Origin of the sequence: Corynebacterium sp. CCUG 70398 (genome assembly GCF_024454055.1) — a bacterium.
Taxonomy (GTDB): Bacteria; Actinomycetota; Actinomycetes; order Mycobacteriales; family Mycobacteriaceae; genus Corynebacterium; species Corynebacterium genitalium.
Genome location: NZ_JAGPYZ010000011.1, coordinates 1 through 17,214 on the forward strand (window position 1 = coordinate 1; position 17,214 = coordinate 17,214).

Sequence of the window (17,214 nt, forward strand, 5' to 3'; positions counted from 1 at the left end):
GAAGACGCCTACTATCAACAATCACACGCCCAGCCGTTGGGCGTTCAATAAGCGGAACGAAAACCAGGACGCTTCACTAGGGACTTCAAAACCTCGTATGCTCCAGTGGCAATCCGATCCATCTGAATACGAGGACTTCATCATCGGGATATCGGAGGACGGCGAGGCAATTCGGCATACTTCCGATCCGGATACGCTGAATAATTATTTCGACAAGAACCCTGGTGCGCCGCATTATCTGACGCCGGTCTACTTTTCTAAGGACGTGCTGAACAAATATGCGAGCTCCCCAAGTCGTTATAAAATAAGCACTTCGAGATTAGAATGTCTCAATCTGTGGGGGCTTGACATATCAATAAACGAACACGATCTCGTGGTCGTTTATCTTGGTGATATCGGTACTTGTCTTCCATCTGAGGAACACCAGCACTGGCGCATTCACAATGTGGCTCCCGAAGGCGGAATCGATGAAGGTCGATTTCGGCGGGACATTTTAGGGCAGTGGGCAGATTCTCCCGACGCAGTGAATGAGATTCGTAGAAAGGTTAAACGGATCAACAAGATCACTGAGGATGAGCTTGGGTTTCCTATATGGCGGAGTCCCGATGTTCATCTCGACGCAGAACTAAATGCTTTGATTGGGCCATTATCCTCGGATCCTGCTGCGCTCACGGACCCTGTGCTTACTTTATCTAAATTCTTGGTCGACTCCATAAACGGGAGGGCAATCAACCGTGCGCTAAAAGGAGAGGAGATCGACCCGAAAAAGCACTTGGCAAATCTCTCGACGGTATTAGAAAAGAACGACCTGCCAGCTGGCTGGGTCCAGACTCTAAGAGATTTGCAAGGGCTGCGATCGCGCGGCGGGATAGCGCATATTCGTAACTCAGAAACAGTGAAAGCTTTCGCAGCGATGGGTCTAAAGGGATTGGATTCCAGAGACGATTTCAAAATCATCCTGTTTCGACTCAACAATGCGTTAGACAATTTTCTCGGGGAGAGTGGCGTCGACGTTGACCAGAATTAGAAGAGGTATTTTATAGCTATGCCTGCATAAGGAAGGGGTTGATTGGGGAACGGTAGGGTGTCGAAAAGCCTCTGCGAAAAGATGAGGAGCGCCGTGCAGCGCAGGTGGAGATTGACGCGATTGTGGCGTTGTCGTTGGGTGTGACGGCGGATGAGCTCTGCATGATCTACCGGACGCAGTTTCCGGTGATGCGTCGGTATGACCAGGAGGATCGGTTTGATGCGAATGGTCGGAAGGTGCCGAAGGAGATTGTGAAGGCCGATGCGCAGTTGAAGGACGGTGAGGAGTTGTCGGTGGCGGATCGGACTTGGGTGCATCCACAGTCGGGGGTGGAGTACGTCTACGGGTATCCGTTTAGGCAGTTGGACCGGGAGGCGGATATGCGGGAGGCGTACGCGCGGTTTGAGGGGATGGCGCGGGAGTGAGCACGTTCGAGGAGAAGCGGACATATATGACAGATGCACTCTACCTCTGAACTAGCTGGCCGCTTATAAGAAAGACCTTGACGCAATCCGCGGCAATCTAGTACTTGCGGGCGAACTCGTCGGCAACGAGTTGCCACACGTCTTCTGCGGTGGGATTCTCCGTGGGGTCAAGGAATACGAAATCGTGTTCGATGACTCGTCCCGCTCGGTCGGTGCGGCTTTCGGGATCGTTAAAACGCAGGGTAGTCAGCGTCGGATTCGTTCCGGCGAATGCTTCTTCGTATGTAGGCAGGGGGTCGGTGAGGCCCCCGTCTCGTAGGAATGTGAAACCCCAGTCCCTGCCTCGGGTCGCCCAGATGAATCTCACGCCTGCCTCCTGGCCAATACGCCTTGTTCTTCTGCCTGCCTGAGCGTCGCTTCAAAATTGAGAAGAGCTGCCTCAAGATATTCGTGGTTCGCTTTAGTGTTCTCCTCGAGGCGCTTCAATTGATCCGATCCGAGTAGTGCAGCAGCGCTGAGGAACGCCGCCATCTCGGCGATGCTATTTATGTGTTTCAATCCTGGAAGCTTCTTGAGCAGCGGGTTCGCAAGCGCTTTGCCGGCTAGGGCTTTCGGGCCGAGTTTGTGCTTGCCGGTGAGATTGGTGAACTTGAATAACGTTTCACGCGCTTTGCGGGCGGGCAGGATCTTGCGTTCCTCCCAGCGTGCGAAATGGCCAATGGGGAGCAGCATCGTAAGTGGCACGATGGTGTCGAGGCCGATGGTTGTGCCGGTGTCGATATGGCCTGGCTTGAACTGTGCCGAGGACAGCCGGAGGAAGTCTTCGCCGATGGCGACTGCACCTCCCTTCACCAATTGTCCAATGTCTGATCGCAGTTGATTAACCTCGTCAGCTGCGTGGAGGGTGACGAGATCAGCGAACTGTGCAGCTGTGACTTCTGGGAGAAGATCCGCCTTTGAGAGGGCGAATACCCAGATTCGCGGGAAGTCCACCAGGAGCTTTCCATCCGGGATGAGGTCTTGTCGCATTCGCTGAATCGACTCGCGGTAGTTTCCGAGGACAGATTTGAGGTAGCGGGCTTGTGTGTCCGGGTCGGTGGTGAGCCGTGAGGCATCGATAAGCAACAGTGCTACGTCGGAGCCCATGAGTGTTGCGATGGTGTCTTTCTGACGCTGCTTTTCTTCCGGTGTCCCTGGTGTTTCCTCCAGCCACTCCCCCGGGTAGTCATGCCAAACGAGCACCATCCTCCTAGGGGTTGGCGCCCTCTTTGCCGTCGGATCCGCTGGCTGATTCACCGAGACATCGAATTCAAAGGAATTCTTCTTGAATCGGTTTGCCGGAGGTGTACGGTCTAGATCCCGCATACCGAGGTAGACCTGCCGGAGGGAGCGGTGCTGCGACGAGTCCTTTGCAGTCACACGGTAGGCACTGCTCACGATGGTGCTGGGTTCGGTCATATGCCCGTAAAACGATGACAGGAGCACTGTCTTGCCGCTGCCGCTTTCACCGAAAACAGCGAGATGTTGAGTATCGGAGGTCGCGTTGGTGCTGCGGGAGATGTTTTGGAGGGCCATTGGGGTTCCTGGTGGTTGGGTTTTGAGCTACATCGTATCGGGGCCGTGCTTTCAACCCAAGGAGCGGCTGCACTTCAGGAGGAAGTGTATGGCATGCAGAATAGCAGGCAAGCGAGCACGAGATGCGCGCCCAATGCTTCACTGACGATTGATCGCGCGTACAGCCGTATATACCGTTAGCGATAAAGGCGAAATTCCGTGTCCCGAAGGAGGTTGGTCGCATGACGGAGGCAATGAGGGATAAGCGTCTGCGAACCACCGTATTTAGGTCCGGGAATAGCCAGGCTGTTCGTATTCCAGCTGCGTTCCGTGTTGAAAGGCAGTGCATTCATCGAACAGGTGTCTGAAGGGCTTCTTGTACGCCCGGTCGAGGAGAATTTCGGAGACGTGATCGCTCGGTTGAGGGAGTTTCAGAAAGAGCATGGGGTTGACGAAGACCTTATCGATATTGATGAACTCGCTGATCTACCCGTTAATCCGGTGCCTGAGATTGATCGCCCGGCCGCAAAAGGTGAAGGTGGAGACCGCAACGGCTGATGAGTTACCTACTGGTCACCAATGTTTGGATTGATCTCGAGCGTGGCCGAGAAGCACAGGTCTCCGCTGCGGTCTCGTCGTGTTCAAGCAATGAATTGTAGCTATCCACAATCGTGATAGGTGAGATCCAGTCGGGAAACAGCGGTCACGCAACCCGGAACTTGCGCGGCGGGTGTATGACCTACTGTTGCAGGGCCGGCCAAGAGTAGGGGTCGATGAACAGTGCGCGCATGTTTACGGGAGCTTCGGGCGGGGCTGCTAGACAGCGGCCGAATGATCGGGGGGAACGATCTTTGGATCGCAGCGCAGGCAGTGAGGAACGATCTGACGTTAATCACGGCCAATACTGGAGAGTTTCCCCGCATTCCAGGTTTAAGATTGGAGAACTGGCGTGAGGATCAACACCGCGGTTAAGGCCGTGAATGGTCATCTACTAAGAGTTGACGGGGGCATGGGACGTCGATACGCCTCTGCGTAAGGATGAGGAGCGGCGTGCTGCGCAGGTGGAGATCGATGCGATTGTTGCGTTGTCGTTGGGTGGGGGGTACAGCGAATGAGCTGTGCGTGATTAATCGGACGCAGTTTCCGGTGATGCGGCGTTATGACCAGGAGGATCGGTTTGATGCGAATGGTCGGAAGGTGCCGAAGGAGATTGTGAAGGCTGACGCGGCGTTGCGTGAGTGAGGTTACCCTCGTTTAGTGGACACCCTGTTTGTGCGGATCTTGTGTCCGTACGAAAGGATGTTCAGCGTGAGTCAGGTTGCGTCCCTTAGTGTGGTGTAACGCTTGCTGATGGTGGGCTCTGGGAGATGCGGGGCGGCCACCACCAGTTACCCTTCGACTCAGCTATCACATCTCACCGAAAGGCACATGACCGAAGCCGTTCAACACGGCGGAGAAATCGCTAGATGCTTACAATCTTCGGTATGGAAGAAAATGCAAATTTGCGTACCGCCGACGTATTTGTACCTGGCATGGATCCGAAGTACACCTACAATCCAAGAGAAGACGTTGGCTTGGAGGACGCTCTAAAAGAGAAAGTCGATGACGGCGGAGCAATAGTTGTCCTAACAGGGCCTACAAAGAGCGGCAAAACAGTTTTGGCGCGTCGCTGTTTTGAAGATCCAATTTGGATCGACGGCGTGCAAATTGACGGCATCGAAAAGCTGTGGTTGCGACTAGCTGTAGCGACCGGGGTTCGAGTGGTTGATGAGGTTGAAAAGTCCCGTCAAGTAACGAATGAAGTCAAGGGTAGTTTGAATGCGGCTATCGCTGCTGGAGAGGGGGGACGATCTGAAGGTTCCGTGCAGAGTTTCCACGAAAGCCTTCCGATCTCGCTGGAAAACGAGGTGACCAATAGGATTAAAGAAAATAGGTTCACTCTCGTAATTGACGATTTTCACTTCGTTTCTAAAGAGTTGCAAGAGCAGGTAGTTCAAGCGCTGAAACCATTGGTCTATCTAGGTCTCAGGGTTGTCGTTATTGCGATTACTCATCGCTGGAACGATGTATCTGAGGCCGTAGATGATATGGGGGCGAGAATTGAACACGTAGTTATCCCTAGGTGGACCCAAGGGGAGCTGGAACAGATCGCTAGCGCTGGTTGCTCAATCTTGAATGTCACTATGCCGACCGATATCAGGCAGAAATTGGCAGCAGAAAGCTTTGGCAGCCCCCACATTATGCAAAAAGCGTGCCGCACGCTTGTTCGCAATGTCAACAAGGTTGAAAAGACCTCACCATTGGAGGAGGAACTTAAGGCTCCGTCGGATTGGGATGAATTTTTCAAGTCGCAGGTATCAATGGACGCAGGGAAATGGGTTAAACGGCTGCTTGATGGGCCCAAAACCAAGGGCACCCCGCGAAAGCTGCGGATGTTGAACAACGGTGAAACCACTGACACGTATGGATTGGTTCTTGCTGGGATTGCTTGTTCGCTTCCAAAACTCGATCTATCGATGAACGAATTGCGGAACAATATTGCCTCAATTACAGCCGACGGCATACCGCGGGCGGACGACATTTCGCGAGTCGCTGGTTTCATTAACGCGATTGCATCCACCAGAATTGGTGAGGAGGAGGTAGAGTTCGATGAGCAATCTGATGAACTCCTCTTGTCGAGCAGTGAGCCCGTAGTGGAGGTCGTTGGACGCGATACTCCTCAGGCGCACATTTATGTCGCGGACCCGTTTTTTGCGTACTTCCTGCGTTGGGGAGACAACGTGTGGAACAACGGGATGCGGAGTGAGACAGCGGAACTAGAATAAACGAAGTGTAGGAGCACCCTGCTTCCGCGAATAGCTGGCTGAGATGGTTTATTTTGATCGACTAACCTAGAGCGATGTCTACCCTCATCCCCGTCCACGCATCCGAGCACGTCCTAGGCGGTGTCTCCGAGTATCTGGCTACTGCGTTCTCGCTGGCGAACCCGGAGACGTCCAACGCACTGAAGGCGTTCCTCGAAGACACGGAACGGGGCATGTTCCATGGTCCGTACGTGCGGGTGCGGTTGCCCTATGCCCGTGCGATTGGGTGGGACGGGATTTTGGACTGGCTGCCGTCGTGGTTCACGCCGTATCACCACCAGGTGGAGGCGTTCCGCAGGCTACGTAGCCGGGATGAGCACGGGGATCGTCGCCCGGATCCCACGCTGGTGATCACGGGTACGGGCTCGGGTAAGACGGAGTCCTTTCTGTACCCGGTGCTGGATCACGCGGCGCGTGCCCGGGCGGAGGGGCACACTGGGGTGAAGGCGCTGCTGCTGTACCCGATGAACGCGCTGGCGAACGACCAGGCGGATCGATTGGCCAAACTGATTACGGATGAGCCGGCGCTGGCGGGGGTCACGGCGGGTATCTACACCGGTGAGGCCAGGGGCAATGTGAAGAAGGTGACGGCGCATTCGCTGATCAATAATCACGAAGAGATGCGTCTGAATCCGCCGGACATCTTGCTCACCAACTACAAGATGCTGGATCAGCTGCTGTTGCGCCCCGAAGACCGGGAGATCTGGCGCAAGTCTGCGACGTCGATGCAGTACTTGGTGTTGGATGAGTTCCACACGTACGACGGTGCGCAGGGCACCGATGTTGCGCTGCTGCTGCGCCGTCTCGGGTTGATGTTGAAGGAGCACCAGCCGGACGGCTTCGTGGGTGAGTACGCCTCGAATCCGTTGGGGCGGGTCACGCCGGTGGCAACCTCGGCAACGCTTGGCGGCGACGATGACCGCTCCAAGGTGCTGGAGTTCGCGGGCACCATCTTCGGGGAAACGTTCACGCCGAATGCGTTGGTGAGTGAGAAGACACTCACGTACGACGAGTGGACTGAGGAGATCGGCCAGACTTTCGGGCGTGGCGCCGTTGCCCTGCCGCCGGACATCGATGAGCTGCGCGGGATCGTGGACGCAGTGGCAAACGATTCCTCCGGGCGCGACCACGCGGACGTGGTGCTAGACATCTTTCGTACGCGGCTGTGGGGCCTGGATGCGGGTGCGGACCTGGACGCGACGATCGCGGCGTACGCGGTGCACCCGATCACTAGGGCGCTGCTGGATGGGGACGGCAAAGCCAAACCCCTCATCCAACGCGAGGGTGAAGAGACGAAAACGCTGCCGGAGGCAATGTTCGACCCGATTGTGCTGCGCAGTTTGGGCGAGGATACGGCACGGGAGTTCGTCACTCACCTGCTCACCGCTGTGGCGCACGTGCGCGCACTGGCAGGGGAGGAGTACGGCTTCGGAGGCAAGCGCCTGCCCGGCGTGGAGACACACCTGTGGGTGCGTGAGGTCTCCCGCATCGAGCGCGCGGTCACGCCGACCGAGGACGGCCAGGTGTTCCGCTTCGGGGACGATGGACAACTCGGTGCCGGGGACGCCGCGGTGTGGCTGCCCGCGATCTACTGCCGCGAATGCGGTCGCGCCGGGTGGATGACGGCGCTTGAGCCCGGCACCGATGCGGTGGTGCTGGATGGTGGGGCGATCAGGAAGGCGAGCGTCGATAAGCCTGAGGTCCAGCGTCCGCTCATCGATGCCACGAACGAGTACCGCCGAGCTGTCGCAGATGGCGCGGAGCTGAGTGCGTTTGATGATGAAGACGGCAAGCGCGCACTGATGTGGTTCCACACGTCCACGCGCACGCTGAGTACGACCGAGCCGAGCGAGGAAGCGCGTGCGGAGGGCAGCTCGGTGCCTGTGCTCACGTACTCGGGCCTGGGGGCGGAGGATTACGCGCGCGACCAGGTGTGCCCGAACTGCGGGGAACCGGACGCGGTGCGGTACATCGGTTCGCGCGTGGCCACGCTGCTCTCGGTGGGGCTGTCGAACCTCTTCGGCATGCCCTCGCTTGCCCAGGAGGAGAAGAAGACGCTGGTGTTCGCGGACTCGGTGCAGGACGCAGCGCACCGGGCAGGCTTCGTGCAGTCGCGGGCGCGGGCGTTTGGGATTCGAACGTTGATGCGGGCGGTCGTTGGCGCCGTCGCAGGCTCCGGCGCCGACGACGAGGGGGTGTCGATCGCGCAGATGCCGCTGCGGATCCTCGAGCGCGCCGACGCTGCCGAGGACCCGCTGCGCGCCCGCTTCGAGCTCTTGCCGCCGGAAATCGCGGATGCGCCGACGTTCGTTCCGTTCTGGTCCAAGGACGCGGACGAAAATGCCCGGCGCGAGGCCACAACTGCGGTGCTCCAGCGGTTGGAGCTGGACGCCGCGCTAGAGTTCGGGCAGCGCGCGCACCTGCCGCGCTCGCTGGTGTCCACGGGTTCGCTCGCGCCGTCGGTGGCGGTGGATGATGCGGTGTTGGTGGAGGCTGCCCGGGAGGCGCTGAAGAGCATCGATGCGGGTCTGTTCGATGTCGTCGATGCGGACGCGGACGAGGTGCAACTGCGGTGGATGCGCGGGCTTCTGGAGCAGGTGCGCGACCGCGGCGGTGTGTACACGCCGATGCTGGCCAGCTACTTGCAGGATGACGCGAACTCGTGGCGCCTGCATAACCGCTACGCCAAGGCGCGCGGCATGCGGCGCTTTCCCAAGGGCGGTGCGCCGGAGTTTCCGCGTTCCGGTCCAGCGTTGGATGACAAGGACCGCGGGGTCACCCCGCTGGGCAGCCCGCGTGGGCGCTACGCGCGATGGACATCCAAGGTGCTCGGGATCGGCACCCACGATGCGGCGCTGGTGCTCACCAACGTGTTCCGGGAGCTGGCGAACCGCGATGTGGTCATGACCATTTCCACCGACACCGGCGCCACTATGTATGCCATTGCGCCGCAGCACGTGGTGGTGCGGTGCGAGGAGGAACCGGCACTGCTGCAGTGTGAGGTGTGTAATGCGACCTTGGGCGCAGACAAGCACGCCCGCGATTTGCTTGATGGTGTGCCGTGCCCGACGCCCGGGTGCCCGGGAACGCTTGGCGTGGAGGGGGTTACGGCGAACTACTACTCGCAGCTGTACTCTTCGACCACCCCGCGCGCGATTGTGGCGCGGGAGCACACGGGGTTGATTCCTAAGGAGGAGCGCCTGGCGCTTGAGCGGGCGTTTCGCGGCGGCGAGGACGCTGGCGATCCGAGCGCGCCGAACGTGCTGGTGGCCACGCCGACGCTGGAGATGGGTATTGATATCGGGGACCTCTCCACGGTTATGCTCGCCTCCCTGCCCAAGTCCGTGTCCTCGTATGTGCAGCGTGTCGGGCGCGCCGGGCGTCTCACCGGCAACTCGCTCGTGCTCGCGTTCGTGCAGGGGCGCGGTACCACGCTGCCGAAGCTGAACCAGCCGCTGTCCGTCATCGCGGGCAACGTGGTGCCGCCGGCGGCGTTCCTCTCCGCCACAGAGATCCTGCGCCGCCAAGCCACCGCGTATGTGGTGGACACGCTCGACTTCAACGCGCACGGGTTGGATGTGCAGACGGCGAGCGATGTGTTCAGCTTCCGCAAGGCGTCGCTGCTTAATGCATTGGCGGACGAGGTCAGACTGGGCGTCGAGGAGCGCGTTGAGGCGTTCCTTGCAACCATTGCCGGGTTCGTGGACGAGGCCACCGTGGACGGTGTGCGCGAGTGGGTGTGCGGGCAGGGGCCCGATTCGCTGACCGGGGAGATGCAGCGCACCCGGACGCTGTGGGATAGCGAGGTGAAAGAGTTCACCGCGCGCCGGGACACACTGCAGGAGCGGGTGGTCGAACTCGAGGCAAAGGTGGACCCGAACGCGGGCACTGAGAACGCTGACCCGGATTTGGAGCGCGAGAAACGCAGTACCAAGGCGGCATATAAGCGGATCTCGCGGGATCTCAACTCGATCCTGCTCAAAGAGCACTGGATTTCCGCCATGGAGCGCTACGGCCTTCTGCCCAACTTCACGCTGCTCGACGACGCTGTGGAGCTTGCCGTCGTCGTGTCCCAGCTCGACCCCTCCACGATGCAGATCAACCCGGAGACGTTCGAGCTCTCCCGCGGCGTGTCCTCGGCGCTTACAGAGCTCGCGCCGGGCAACACCTTCTACGCCCGCGGCATCGCCGCCAAGGTGGACGCGGTTGAGGTCGGCATGAACGGCGCCGACATCGAGCAGTGGCGGTTGTGCCCAGCCTGCTCGTACGGCGAGCGGGTAGTGGCTTCGCCACACTCTGGGGCGTGCCCCGAGTGCGGAGCCAGCGCCTTTGCCGACAAGGGGCAGATTGTGGACACCGTGCGCATGCGCCGGGTGTCCGCAGAGGTGGACAAAGCACGTGCGCTTATCGACGACTCCCGCGACGACCGCCACGAACTCAGCTATCACACCGCTTTGAGCTTCTCCGTGCCTGAGGGCGGGCGCGGTGCGCGCTGGTTCCTGTCCCAGGGCTTTGGAGCGGAGTACCTCCGGTATGTGAACCTGAGCTGGTTCAACCTCGGCCGAGGTCCGTCGGCGAAGAAGGTGTTTGCTGACAAGGAGACCGACGCACCGCTGTTCACCGTGTGCAACTACTGCGGCCATCTAGATTCACAAAACGGCGAGAACTCCAAGTGGGATCACCGCCCGTGGTGCCCGAAGCGCACAGCGCGGGAGGAAGAATCGGTGACCGTCGCGCTCTCGCGCACGCTGCAGACCCAGGGTGTGCTGCTGCACGTGCCGGTGCAGTTGACCGCCGGCGACAACTCGACCATTCCCAGCCTCACCGCCGCCATTCGGTTGGGTTTCAAGGAGGTGCTCGGCGGAGGTCCGGATCACTTGGGCGTGGTCACGGTACGCGTGCCGGATCACAAGGGGGACACAGTCGAGGCGTTGTTGATGCACGACAACGTGCCCGGTGGAACGGGATACCTCTCGCAGTTCGCTTCCCCCGAAGATGTGCGCCGCCTGCTCGAGCAGGCCTTCATCCGGGTCAAAGCATGCTCGTGCGCAAGCGATGAACGCCTCGCCTGCCCGGACTGCCTCTTGCCCTACACCCACTGGACCCAGATCGAGGTCACCTCCCGGGCAGCAGCTGAACGTGCTTTGCGCTCCATCCTCGCCGACCAGGTTCACCCGGCACCCGAACTTGACCCCTTAACGGTCGCATGGGAGACGCAGACTCACGCGCCGGAGCACGATACCTCCTCCCACTTGGAGGTGAAGTTCCGGGAAGTGCTGCGCAAAGCGCTGGAAGACCGCCATGCGACGGTGAAGGACGTACCCAACGCCGGGCAAGTGGAATGGCAGATCACGTTCACAAACGGCGAGTCCTGGAAGATGCGCGAACAGGTGAACAAGGGGTACACCACACCTGATTTTGTGTTCACACACCGCACGAACCCCGGGGTGCGCCCAGTCGCCGTCTATACCGACGGAGTTGCGTTCCACATCAGTGAGGCGCACTATCGTTTCCCCGATGACATCGTGAAGCGCAACCGGCTCCACTTCGAAGAATCTTGGCTGCCGTGGAGCGTCACCGATGCGGATATTGAGTGGTTCAAGCAGGAGCAAGACCAAGTCGAGGAACCTCCATTCTGGACGGTGGTGCAAAATCAACCTGAGCTTGCCGGGTTTGGCGCAGGCGGGTGGAGCTTCCTTAAGTCCTCGCCGGTGACGCAGTTGCTTAGCTATCTGGCCACCCCAGTGACGAGCATGCACGCGATGTCGGACAAAGCGCTCTTCCTGCTCCTCACACCGAAGGTGCGTGCAGCGAATACTCCCAGCGGGCCACGGCTCACATTCAACAATCAGATACACGTCGGGGGTTCCGTCACGGAAGGGCAGTTCCACGCGAAGCGGTTCTACGTGGATGCGCCTACTGCCGGTTCCATCACTGAGGGCAATTGGCGGGATTTCTTGCGGTTCGCCAATATTCTCTGGTTAGCGGATTCACCGGTGATCATCGCCATCAGCGAACACGATGAAATTCCGGTAACCGAGACGGAGGTTCCGCCAGCAGTGCCCGCAGGCGCGGACACGGGTGACTACCCGGCTGCGTGGGCGGATGCCATCGAGGAGTTCGAAGACGAATCAGTTGTGGTAGCCGCCCTGCGGCTGCTGGCGCACGCCGGCGCGGAAGCGACTGAAGAGATCGGTGAAGAGGTGGGCAGCTTGCCCACCGCAGTGGCCTGGCCGGACCGCAAGATTGCGCTGCTGATCGAGCGCGACGATTCCTACGCCGACGCGGAAACCCGCCTACGGGAAGACGGTTGGACGCTCATGTACCCGGATACACTCGACGAGCAGACGATCCCGGCGGCGTTGCTGGGGTAAGGAGTGACGCAGATGGTGACGTTCAGCTTCTACAGCGGCCTGAAACTCGACGGCGCGCTGTACAAGCCGGTGATGAATTTCCTGCAAAAGCTCGCGGAAGACCCGGCGAACCCGTCGTTACGCATCAAAACGCTCAACAACGCCGTGGACAAACGTGTACGTACCGGCCGCGTCAACGACCAGTTCCGCGCAGTGCTCTTCGAAATCAGGGATTCGCAGACGCACCACTTCGTCCTCGTTGACGTCGACTCCCACGATGAAGGCAACGCGACAGCGCAGCGGCTGGATCCTGCTCGCCTGCGTTTGACGGTCAACCCAGTCAACGGTCTCACTCAGCTCATCCAGGAAGAACCCGCCGCACCGGATGATTCCGATCGCGCCACCGGTGACACCGAGTCCGAGCGCAAAGCGAAAGCTGCGGCCGAAGCGGCGAAAATGCTTGCCGAGCAACAATTGCAGCGGGCAGCTCAGTTGTCGGAGGAGAAGGGGGTGGATGCGGTTGTCGTCGATAAGCAAAAGCCCGCTCCCCGGACCGAAATGGAACGCCACGGTTATACCCCGGCACGCTTGTACGAAGAGCTCGGCATCGAGCAGTCGCTTGCTGAGGCAGTATGGAAGGCCGAGACCGAAACAGAACTCGAGCTGCTCCTTGATTCCCGCCCGACCTGGGAGCACGACGCGCTCCTTGGTCTGGCAGCCGGGTACACGGTCGAGCAGGTCCGGGAGTCCCTCGGGCTGCAGAAGCTCGACCCGCACGAAGACCCCTCCGACGAGGACACACGCTTGCTTGCGGGTCTGCGTCACCCTGCAGCGGAGCTCGACTTCGCGTACGTGGACGACGTTGACACTGACTCCCTGCGCGCGGTCATCGAGGCCGGATCTTTCGACCAATGGCGCGTGTACATCCACCCGGAGCAGCGCCGTATGGCGGAGGGTGCCCGGAGCGGATCTTCGCGCGTGTTCGGCGGTGCGGGCACCGGCAAGACTGTGGTGGCGGTGCACCGCGCGAACAATCTCGCACGGCGCTCGGTGCCCAATCAAGATGCTGGCGAGGTGCCTCCACGAGTCTTGCTGACCACGTACACGAAGGGATTAGCCCAAGGGCTGAAATCCCAGCTCAACGCGCTGAACGCTCAGTTTCCTGAGGCATCTAATCCAGGTGAAGAGGGCATTTGGGTGGACAACATCGATGCCGTGGTGCGCCAAGTGCTCACTCTCGCCTCCTCGTCCGAGGTGGAGGTGGCGACGAAGCGCGTGCTCGGACACCCCGCATCCCGTGTGCGCCCCTACCTTGAACGCGATGCGGAGCAGGTGTGGGAGACAGCTGTTGAATCCGCCAGTGAAGAGCTCCCCCGTTCCATTGCCAACCAGACATTCTTGCAGCAAGAATTTGAGGGCGTCGTCCTTGGCGGCAGCGTGACCAGCCAGGCCGAGTACCTGAAGGTCGCGCGCACCGGGCGAGGAACGCCCCTGAACCGCAAACAGCGCAAGCTCATCTGGGACATCATGCAATCCGTCATGCAGACCCAAGCCGTTGACGGCCAACTCTTCTGGCCCACGATGTCAGCTGTCGGCGCCGAGGTTTTGAGAGTGCGCCACGAAAACGGCGGGGGCTCACTGTTCGACCACGTCGTCGTGGACGAGGCCCAGGACTTCAACGCCGGCCACTGGCGTTTCTTGCGGGCATGCGTTGCTGAAGGGCCGAACGACATTTTCATCGCTGAGGATTCCCACCAGCGCATCTACGGACAACCGCTTCGACTTTCGCGTTTCGGCATTTCCACGCGTGGTCGCGCCTCCAGCCGCCTGACGCTGAACTACCGTACCACCAAAGAGAACCTCGAGTACGCGCTGCGGATCCTCGCAGGCGAAGAGGGATTGGCCTACCTGGACGGTGAGGGCGAAACGGACTCCGTTGCCGGTTACCGTTCCGCCCGCACGGGTCCGCAACCGTATCTGGTGCGAGTCGAATCGGAGGAGCAGGAATTCGATGTCGCGGATCACTACATCTCCCGGTGGATGGATTCGGACAAGGAGGTTCATATCGGCGTTATGTGCCGCACCCGCGGTCAGATCTCGCGCGTTGTCTCCGGCCTCGCTGACAGAGGAATTGATGCAGTAGCCACCCGGAACGCCGAACGTGCTTCGCACGAGCAAGTCTCCGTCATGACGATGCACGGAGCCAAAGGCATGGAGTTCACCCACGTTATCCTCATGGGGGTGGGCAAGGAGCTGATGCCTCTCCGCTACCGGCTGAAGGACCTCTCCGAGGAAGACGCGCGCGAAGCGCTCCAGCGCGAGCGGTCGCTGCTCTACGTCGCGGCCTCAAGGGCCCGCGACGAGCTGGTGATCACTGCTACCGGAGAGCCGTCGAATCTACTTCCTGAAATCTAAATCTTGGCTAGTTAAGTAAGTCGGGAATAATTGGGTGGCTCAGCGGGCGTCGGAGCTGCAACCCCGCCAACTCCTGTTGACGTTCCCATTCTGCGAGGGTGATGCTCGGGTTGCTTAGAAGATTCCAGCTTGTGCGGCCGTTAACCGAACCGCCAAATAAGAAGGCAGCTGCGGCTGAAGGGCTCGTGAACTCGACGTCTTCTATGAGCTTGTTTTCTACCACCTTGTCCGCGTATCGCTCTCTCGTAGTGGCCACACCCGTTGGGGCGCTGGGGCTCAGGCTCCGTCGGCGCCCTGTTGCTGGCGGAGTGCTCCAATAGCGCCGTGACCGCCGACTTCGCGAGTGAGACGCAGGAGACATCGACTGAATCCCAGCAACCGGAATTCGCCAAGGTGGGGGACACCGTTCCGGTGGACTGCGTGGGAAGCAAGTGCTTCGGCGAGTTCAAGGTGGAGGAAATTCTCCTCGGCCAGGAGTGCAAGGCCCCGTTGGTCGCCGAGGAGATTCCGAAAGACATGCAGCTTGTCCAGGTCAGCGGCATCTTGACCGCGACGGACAAAGTCACCGATGACCAGGGCGGCGAGATCGGTGTCACGCCCGACCCTGTTGAGGCATGGGACGCGGAGAACTTCAAGACCACCGGCGAATTTGCCGCCGGATGCGATGCGCCCCAAGACTACGAACTGTGGGCGTCCGTGCGGGCGATGACGGGTGAGAAAGTCCGCATGTACGGTGCGTTCCTGATCACCGAGGACGCGAAGGTGCTCGGGATCGGCAACGGGAAGTTCGATTTGGGGGAGATTGACGTGGCGCCGGAGTCGTCGACAAGCGAAAAGGCGCCCGAGAGCGCTCAACCGGCGCCGAGCTCGGCACGAGATGAATATCCGACGGCCCCGACCCAGCCGGTTGAAGAGCCGGTCATCGGCTACACCGAAGCGCCGGGGCAGGAAGATCCGCACGTTATGGACAAGCAGATCGCCTATTGCGGCGACCCCAGCATCCACGAGACCGGCACGACCTTCTTCACCGACGGTACGAGCCGGTTGGACGCAGAACTGTGCGGCGCAGATGATGTAGCCGAGCAGACGACTTTGCAAAACCTCATGGACTTCGCAATGGGGAGTCCCTGCTGTTCTGGTTGTTCGTTGTTTAGTGCCACCGCTGCTGATGCTCGGCGTGGGTGGACAGGTATGCGCCGGGGTTGAAGATCTCGTCGTAGTAGTCGGTGTCGAGGTGCTGGGCCTGGAGGTAATTCATGATCCAGACGGTGGGGATGGTGCCGGGGAATTTGCCGAAGGTGTCCCAGATGTAGGTGGCTTGGAGCTTCATCAGTTCGGTGAAGCGCTCGTCGGGTTTGGCGGCCTGGGAGCGGATGGCGCGACTCTCGGTCCAGGGGCCCGGAGTGTCTGGGTGGAAGGGGCCGCCGGGACCGTATTTGCGCTCGAAGAAGGCATCGACAGCGTCGGCCATTGTGTCGTAGTAGGGCGGGCGGTAGGTCTCGAAGACGTCCTTCTTGCCGATGGCGTTCGGCAGCGACCAGCGTTCATCTTCTTCGATGTCGAAGCCGAGGCCGGGGACATCCTCACGCCCGGAGCCGCCGAGGAATGTGAGGCGGTCGATGCCGTCGAAGCTCCACCCGCCGAGCCCCAGCGCGCCGAGGACGAGGTGGCCGAGCAGGGTAGACGACATGAGCTCGGCGGTGGCCTCGGTCTGGGAGTACTGCTCGAGGAAGGTGAGAGGCAGGGGATCGTCGACACGCGCGATGTCGCCGAATTCCTTGATACCGGGGATCTCGCGGCCGTTGATGTCGTCGTAAATGACGTATTTGTTGCGGGTGAAGAAGGCGAGGTTGGCCAAGGTGTGCTGCGCCAAGTCGGAGACCGGCGCGATGAGCAATGAACCGGGGTGGTTGGCGATCCACGTGTTGTGTCCCTCTAGGTAAGGCTCTTCGCGGGGGATGTGGAGGCGGTCGTCGCTAAGCTTGCGCACTCGACGTAGGACGGAGTTGAGACGGGCTTCGGTGAAGCCCTCGTTCTCGTTGAAAGGTACCTCCGGCGTGGCGTCGCGCGTGGACAGTGCGTAGGTGCCGGACTCGTCGGTGAAGAAGAAGTCAGCGATGTGGAAGCCAGCCGCTGACGGGAATGTGCGGCCGGCGGCACTGCCCGAATAGTCCGGCAGTTTCGGCGCGTAGCCCGGGTGGTGCGTGATGCTGTGGTGCCAGCCCGTCACGCCAGCGACGGTCGCCAGAACGATTGCTCGCTCGAGATCGCTGAGCGGTTGGATGTCGTGCTTGCTTTGATATGCCAGTGGTCCGGCCGGCACGTGGCCGCCGAGAGGGAAGCGGCGGGAGCGACGGCCGTTGATGGCGTCTAAAAGAGGGAACTGGGCTAAGCGGTCGAGGTTTTCGCGGTCTTTGTCGGTCAGTGTGATCAGGGGGATGTCAGCCATGAAAGTAGACCTTTCAGTCTGTGTCGGGTTCGGTTGAGTGGATTCCACGCTATGTGTGCTGGTTTTTCATGGCTAGGGTTTAAATTCATGCGTGGTCTTAAAATGTGGACCGATCGGTCCGCTGTGT

10 protein-coding genes and 2 pseudogenes are annotated in these 17,214 nt (G+C 60.1%); 8 read left to right on the forward strand and 4 right to left on the reverse strand.

Features of this window, described 5'->3' with window-relative positions:
• Both KBX07_RS10270 and KBX07_RS10275 read left to right on the forward strand, forming a co-directional pair.
• A partial coding sequence (locus KBX07_RS10270) for a hypothetical protein (protein WP_256024032.1) occupies nucleotides 1-1,027 on the forward strand: 1,027 nt, incomplete at its 5' end.
• Nucleotides 1,028-1,086: 59 nt separating this feature from the next.
• A pseudogene (locus KBX07_RS10275) lies at nucleotides 1,087-1,452 on the forward strand (type II restriction endonuclease subunit M); the annotation flags it as partial.
• A gap of 97 nt (nucleotides 1,453-1,549) precedes the next feature.
• Here the strand turns inward: KBX07_RS10275 and KBX07_RS10280 are convergent.
• On the reverse strand, nucleotides 1,550-1,819 hold the full coding sequence (locus KBX07_RS10280; protein ID WP_256024036.1) for a hypothetical protein: 270 nt from the start codon (nucleotides 1,817-1,819) through the stop codon (nucleotides 1,550-1,552).
• The gene (locus KBX07_RS10285) at nucleotides 1,816-3,027 is read right to left on the reverse strand and encodes a hypothetical protein (RefSeq protein WP_256024037.1); all 1,212 of its coding nucleotides are present in this window, start codon (nucleotides 3,025-3,027) and stop codon (nucleotides 1,816-1,818) included. The genes KBX07_RS10280 and KBX07_RS10285 overlap by 4 nt, the downstream gene beginning before the upstream one ends.
• A gap of 309 nt (nucleotides 3,028-3,336) precedes the next feature.
• Here KBX07_RS10285 and KBX07_RS10290 point away from each other — a divergent pair, with 309 nt between their 5' ends.
• The 5 genes and pseudogenes from KBX07_RS10290 (at nucleotide 3,337) to KBX07_RS10305 (ending at nucleotide 14,638) form a co-directional block, all read left to right on the forward strand.
• Nucleotides 3,337-3,564, forward strand: a complete 228-nt coding sequence (locus KBX07_RS10290; RefSeq protein WP_256024039.1) for a hypothetical protein — start codon at nucleotides 3,337-3,339, stop codon at nucleotides 3,562-3,564.
• Nucleotides 3,565-4,001: 437 nt separating this feature from the next.
• Nucleotides 4,002-4,245, forward strand: a pseudogene (locus KBX07_RS11470) (type II restriction endonuclease subunit M); the annotation flags it as partial.
• Between the two features lie 245 nt (nucleotides 4,246-4,490).
• On the forward strand, nucleotides 4,491-5,831 hold the full coding sequence (locus KBX07_RS10295) for an NB-ARC domain-containing protein (protein WP_256024040.1): 1,341 nt from the start codon (nucleotides 4,491-4,493) through the stop codon (nucleotides 5,829-5,831).
• Between the two features lie 74 nt (nucleotides 5,832-5,905).
• Nucleotides 5,906-12,244 (forward strand): DEAD/DEAH box helicase, encoded by a 6,339-nt coding sequence (locus tag KBX07_RS10300; protein ID WP_256024042.1) that lies wholly within the window; start codon nucleotides 5,906-5,908, stop codon nucleotides 12,242-12,244.
• 12 nt (nucleotides 12,245-12,256) lie between these two features.
• Nucleotides 12,257-14,638: a 3'-5' exonuclease gene (locus KBX07_RS10305; protein ID WP_256024043.1), complete on the forward strand. Its 2,382-nt coding sequence runs from the start codon at nucleotides 12,257-12,259 to the stop codon at nucleotides 14,636-14,638.
• 7 nt (nucleotides 14,639-14,645) lie between these two features.
• Here the strand turns inward: KBX07_RS10305 and KBX07_RS11475 are convergent, their stop codons facing one another.
• Complete coding sequence (locus KBX07_RS11475; RefSeq protein ID WP_370687288.1) at nucleotides 14,646-14,999, reverse strand: DUF4357 domain-containing protein; 354 nt, start codon at nucleotides 14,997-14,999, stop codon at nucleotides 14,646-14,648.
• Between KBX07_RS11475 and KBX07_RS10310 the strand changes: the two genes are divergently transcribed.
• Nucleotides 14,963-15,844, forward strand: a complete 882-nt coding sequence (locus tag KBX07_RS10310; protein ID WP_256024045.1) for a hypothetical protein — start codon at nucleotides 14,963-14,965, stop codon at nucleotides 15,842-15,844. The two genes, KBX07_RS11475 and KBX07_RS10310, sit on opposite strands and share 37 nt — an antisense overlap.
• On the opposite strand, the gene KBX07_RS10315 is transcribed toward KBX07_RS10310, so the two are convergent.
• Entirely contained in the window at nucleotides 15,789-17,078 is a 1,290-nt protein-coding gene (locus KBX07_RS10315; RefSeq protein WP_256024069.1) for a hypothetical protein, read from the reverse strand. The genes KBX07_RS10310 and KBX07_RS10315 overlap by 56 nt on opposite strands.
• Nucleotides 17,079-17,214: the final 136 nt, after the last annotated feature.

Excerpts from the sequence above, each read along its gene's own strand:
- KBX07_RS10285 (WP_256024037.1), bottom strand. The coding sequence starts at position 3,027 with ATGGCCCTCCAAAACATCTCCCGCAGCACCAACGCGACCTCCGATACT.
- KBX07_RS10295 (WP_256024040.1), top strand. The coding sequence starts at position 4,491 with ATGGAAGAAAATGCAAATTTGCGTACCGCCGACGTATTTGTACCTGGC.
- KBX07_RS10300 (WP_256024042.1), top strand. The coding sequence starts at position 5,906 with ATGTCTACCCTCATCCCCGTCCACGCATCCGAGCACGTCCTAGGCGGT.
- KBX07_RS10305 (WP_256024043.1), top strand. The coding sequence starts at position 12,257 with ATGGTGACGTTCAGCTTCTACAGCGGCCTGAAACTCGACGGCGCGCTG.
- KBX07_RS11475 (WP_370687288.1), bottom strand. The coding sequence starts at position 14,999 with ATGTCTCCTGCGTCTCACTCGCGAAGTCGGCGGTCACGGCGCTATTGG.